This window comes from Paenibacillus gorillae, from assembly GCF_000513275.1.
Taxonomy (GTDB): domain Bacteria; phylum Bacillota; class Bacilli; order Paenibacillales; family Paenibacillaceae; genus Pristimantibacillus; species Pristimantibacillus gorillae.
Genome location: NZ_CBVJ010000115.1, coordinates 1 through 5,158 on the forward strand (window position 1 = coordinate 1; position 5,158 = coordinate 5,158).

The 5,158-nt window shown below is 36.7% G+C and carries 6 protein-coding genes; all 6 read right to left on the reverse strand.

Features of this window, described 5'->3' with window-relative positions; all coding sequences use genetic code 11:
* Positions 1-456: 456 nt before the first annotated feature.
* Entirely contained in the window at positions 457-1,086 is a 630-nt protein-coding gene (locus TY10_RS31795) for a DUF2326 domain-containing protein (RefSeq protein WP_162160665.1), read from the reverse strand.
* Positions 1,052-1,627, reverse strand: coding sequence for a hypothetical protein (locus TY10_RS31800; protein WP_162160667.1), 576 nt, complete (start codon positions 1,625-1,627; stop codon positions 1,052-1,054). The genes TY10_RS31795 and TY10_RS31800 overlap by 35 nt, the downstream gene beginning before the upstream one ends.
* A gap of 338 nt (positions 1,628-1,965) precedes the next feature.
* Positions 1,966-2,400 (reverse strand): ABC-three component system middle component 6, encoded by a 435-nt coding sequence (locus tag TY10_RS31805; RefSeq protein ID WP_238327885.1) that lies wholly within the window; start codon positions 2,398-2,400, stop codon positions 1,966-1,968.
* Positions 2,384-3,358: an ABC-three component system protein gene (locus tag TY10_RS22005; protein WP_042168330.1), complete on the reverse strand. Its 975-nt coding sequence runs from the start codon at positions 3,356-3,358 to the stop codon at positions 2,384-2,386. Before TY10_RS22005 ends, TY10_RS31805 begins: the two co-directional genes overlap by 17 nt.
* Before the next feature lie 397 nt (positions 3,359-3,755).
* The gene (locus TY10_RS30610; protein WP_052350704.1) at positions 3,756-4,532 is read right to left on the reverse strand and encodes a hypothetical protein; all 777 of its coding nucleotides are present in this window, start codon (positions 4,530-4,532) and stop codon (positions 3,756-3,758) included.
* 171 nt (positions 4,533-4,703) lie between these two features.
* Positions 4,704-5,158 (reverse strand): UDP-glucose/GDP-mannose dehydrogenase family protein (locus TY10_RS22015; protein WP_162160669.1); only part of this gene is annotated, 455 nt, incomplete at its 5' end.

Consider the following 5,158-nt stretch of genomic DNA (forward strand, 5'->3'; position numbering starts at 1 on the left):
TAAATCTTTCTCAATGAATCACATTAAAAAAATGAAATTTAATTAGTTTATTAAAACACATTTTCTACAAGCTTAAGAGACTAATATTGGTTCATAGTTTGAACATCCTACCGAATATATTGTATCTCAATACTTAAGACGTGTGTAAGTCCTAATCTTTTCAATTTCCGAGTATTTTTTGTGATGTCTTTTTTAATTTATCCAGACATAAACAAAAACCTAAGCGGAACTAACACGCTTAGGTTTTGTTTATGAATAAAATTACATTAAAAACTACTTGTTATAAGCAGTATAATTTTTTCTATATGTGTTGTAGCAAGTGAAAACAAAAGTTTGTTTCAAATAAACAGCATTTGCTCATGTAATTCTTACTAGAGAGATATATTGCATCGTTTCAATCGTTGAAGAAGGAAAGCACTTAAAGAGAAGCGTTCTCCTAATCTAATTATTGACTAACTAATTCTGTTCAATCATAAATAATTTACTATCCTGTGATAACTTAACTATTACATGTGCTTTTTCAAGAAGGCTATCAGGTAATTTATCTTTTAATATTGAAACAACTAATTGAATGTTTTTATCTTTAACAAAGTCTGCCACATTAATTAATTGGTTATCGTGCATCAGTTCCTTTTTATCGTTAAGCAAAAAGTGCAAACAAGGTAGTCCTTCTTCATCAGCAAAAAGTATATATGCTAAATCAAAACATAATATTTCACCTTGTTTTTTTCCAGAACTCATATTAGCATTGAAAGCACTAAATTTATAGAATTGTTGTTTATTTTTATTTATGGATTTATCATATTTAAGAGCATACTTTTCTCCATAGAGTTCGAATGAAATAGCTGAAAAGTGTTTGTTGAATTTTTTAAGCTGATGTTTGAGTACATTCTCAAAGTCATCTGAAAACAAAAAATCATCAATAGTTTTTATTTCACTCTTTAATGCATCAATATTAGTATCGACTTCATTTAGCTGCGAAATAATACTTTCGTACTCTCCTTTAGTACGATACTTCTCATTTAATGCAATAATAATCTTTTCAAGTTCTTCAAATGAATCGCCTTTGGAAATCTTTAAAGACAAATCCTTTTCTTTTTTTCAAATGTGAGTTAATTTGAAGTTCCTCTGCATGAATCTTTTCAGTTAATGTGGGTAACTCTGCTGTAATAAATTTAACCTTCTCTACAAGCATTCTGTTATGATAAGACACTAAATCCTGAAATGTCTTTTGGATTCCTGCGACATTAACTTTTGCTTCCGCATACAGTAATTCAAGTTGCTTTAAGTCAATCGAAGCAACACTATTCTCCATTTCCTTCTTAGCTTCCTCAATGAGATTCTTACGGATTCTCATTTTGCTAATCGTTGAACTTGTTTTGTTAATGTTATATCTGATTAAATTGAGCTCTTCCATGTCCTGCTCAAAATCTTCATTTAAATTGAAATTGGATTTCCTTTTATTTAGTTCATCAATTTCATCATTAATCATAGACAATGCAATTTCATATGCTGACTTGGTCTGTTTCTTTTCTAATCTTTCACGAAACAGTTCTTCTTGTTTTATCTTTGCTACCAGTACTTGTTTCTTTGCACCTTCATCAAAGGTGCAGCCTAATAAAAACAAATATAAAGTCTCATATTCTACATCAGATGTAAATTTATCTAGAGTCTTTATTGTATTGTTGATGCTTTCGTCTTTGTATCTTATATTGTGAGATATTATTTGTCTAAGAGTTGGTTTCTCTGCTGTATGATTCGGAAAAATGGAGTTCCTGTAACTTATCCTCGAATTCTTTATCAAGTACAGGAATACCATTTATTTTTCGAATATTCCGCTTTCGAGAGAGAAAATTTCTTTCGATCACTACTTCTTTTGAAGTTTCATCATTTAAATCTTCCACTAGAACCAATTTGATAAGAACCTCTTGTTCTACTAGATAATCTTTAACCAGTCCATATACTTCATTTTTTATTCTCAGTATCTGTATAGATAATTGCTGGACTAGCTCCCAGACAAAAGTCAATTAGTTTCAATACTGTCGTCTTACCAACATTATTACCAGTTTGCTTACCATCAGAGGTAGGGGTTTCATCTATGATTAGATTCATTCCAGAGTGGAAATTGAGTTCTCTGATAATATCCTCTTGATTTAATATTATTAATTTTTTTGATGAACATAATTCCACCCATCCATCTTCATTCACTGTAGCCACATCTATTAAGTATAGCCAATCTAAACTAAGCAAAAAGGTCGAAAATGACATGTCATTTTTATCTTTTACTTCTTGATAAAGCTCAAATACTTGCTGTTTTGCCGTTAGCTTTAATTCCTTTAAAACTACTGAACCATTGTAATAAATACTAAGGGTAGGATGTATATTATCCGGCAGCAACATAACTATATCCCTCCGGATTCTTAAAAATTTTACATCTAATAAATGCATCTACAACTAAAATGTATACGCACATTTCAAGCTCTTCATACGGAATTTCATTATAATTTTTGCTTTCTAATATAATTTTTATAACGTTATCTATAATACCAAAGAACAGGTCGCAGGGATTAGTTTTTCCATTTTGCAATAGAATATATTGCTTCTTGATAATCTGAAAAACCGATAGACTTTTATTCGCACCCTCTCTATCGAACTCCGCATACTTCTCATCCAACTTCTGATAGTAGATTTTATAATCATCAATTGTTTCTTTTATATCTAAGAGATCATTAAACTCAATTTTCTTATCTATCTCAAAAAAATTGATTTCAGGTGACTCTATATTACTAGATAAATTTTCACTAGCTAATATGTTGATAATAGTTGCAAGATTAGTATCAACCTTTACTACATCAACTTCCTTTCCAAGCTCTTTTTTTATAAATTCGTAAACTTCTCTTTGCTTCTCAATTCGCATATTTAAAACAACATTTAATATAATTCCAATATCAATGATATCGTCAGCCGGCGAGAAAAGGGCTTTATGTGGATTATTAAAACTTCCTTCTCGTAGCTTTCCCGCGTCTTTTGCAATAGAAACAAACTTAAATGTGAAGCCCTGATATTTCAGAAATATTTTCTTTTTTAATGAACCTTCAATTTTCTGCTTCGTGCACGTGGAAGAAACTTGTGCAATAATCTTCCCATTAATATCTACTAAATCAATACCTTCGACATTTTGCTTAAGTACATTTAGATTTACTAATTTAAAATTAAAAAGAAAATTAAGTAAATCAGCAAAAAAGGATTCGGAATAAATGTTTAAATCTAAAATATTTAATCGTCCTCTTTTTTCAATGCGATATGCCAAGACTTGCAATTTCTCTTCTATGTAATTGAAATATTCACTTCGATTCATAAAGCATGCCCCTTCTCATCAATATAGAAACTTCTTCAGTCAGGTTCTAAGTCCAATTCAATTCAAAAGTTCTAGGATTCTACAAGCAATATGAAATTTCGATAATACTTGGTAATATCCCTCTCTCATGTACATAGGGAATCATTCTTTGGTATGACCCTATCCAGTAGTTAGTAAGATTATTATAGCTTTTTCATCAAAGTTTTGGGTGAGTTTTTTAGATAACAAAGGGCGTAAGACTAATCCTGACCCTTCCATATTTAGTAACACTCTACACACCACATGTGTGGAGTACTGTGTTAGACTATACACCCCTTGGGTATACACTACACATACCGCCAACGCCAAAAGAGCCCCGGTGAACACCGGAGCCCTTTTGCAGCCATATAAGTATAAATTATTTGCCGACAATTGCGTTAAGCTGTGCGCGGCCCGCAACAATCTCTTGCTCGTAACGTGTTTGAATTGGCTCTAGAATAACTGGGTTGCCGCCGACTTCTGCAATCGCATTGCCCGCTGCCGAAAAGGCAGTTGCATATTGTCCTGTGCAGCCGCTAAATGCGGAAGTAGCAACTTTGTACAATTCTGTCTTGTCATGAGTCGAGGTCAGCGTCGTAAACTGTACGGCATAACCTGTCAGCTCAGCTTGGCAAGTGTTGCGCAATTGAAACATCTTTGCAGACGTGTCATTGTAGATCTTCTGAACCTTCTTCTCGATCTCCGCAGCGCCACCGTTACCGTTGTTTCCGTTGTTTCCGTTGTTTCCGTTGTTGCCGTTGTTACCGTTATTGCCGTTGTTGCCGTTGTTGCCGTTATTACCGTTGTTGCCGTTGCCGTTGCCGTTGCCGTTGCCGTTATTACCGTTGTTGCCATTGCCGTTTCCATGGCCATTTCCGTTGCCATTTCCGTTCCCGTTTCCGTTGCCTTTGCCGTTTCCTGTGTTTTTCTCCAGCTCCGTTTTGAGCTTGTCCAAAATTTTGTTCAACAACTGGTTGTCGAACCCTTTGAACGAGCTATTCGAATTCGAGGAATTCGAATTAGAGCCCTGAGAAAATCCAGGTACGGATTGGCCGCCGAACGATACCTTGGATGCAGCGGATGCGTTAGCAGCAATCGCCGGTACCATCAAAGCTACGATCAGCGTCATGGCCAATACGCGAAAATTCCTTTTCATTGACTTCTCTCCTCTCAAAACTTATAACGGTTCATCAATCCGATTTCAGCGGCACGCGCACTGCCGGTTAGAATCCGTCAGCACGACTTCACCAGTCGCCAGCCTAACGGCCAAAAACGGCGACGCGCGCCGTCAACGAATGATTCACCCCCTCTCCCGGATCGTTTCCCGCTACAAATTGACCGATTTCCGCCCCTCTTGAAGCCGGTTGACCGGTCTGCGTCCGATAGAGTAATAGATAAAGCCGCGACGCTCCATTTCCACCGTATCAAAGCAGTTGCGCCCGTCGATAACGACTGGAACCTTCATGCTTTCACGGATTTGTGCCAGATCCATCGATACAACATCCGCCCACTCGGTCAAAATCACGCAAGCATCGCTGCCCGCAACCGCCTGCTCCGCAGACGCCGCGTACTGTACATCACCAGGCAGCAGCTTCGAAGCCGCTTCCGCCGCAATCGGATCATAAGCCCGCACCGAAGCGCCCAGCTTCAGCAGCTCCGGTATGATGGACAACGAAGGGGCTTCCCGCATATCATCCGTATTCGGCTTGAATGCAAGGCCAAGCACAGCAATCTGCTTGCCTGCCAAGCCGCCAAGCGCTTCCCGCAGCTTGTCCATAATGA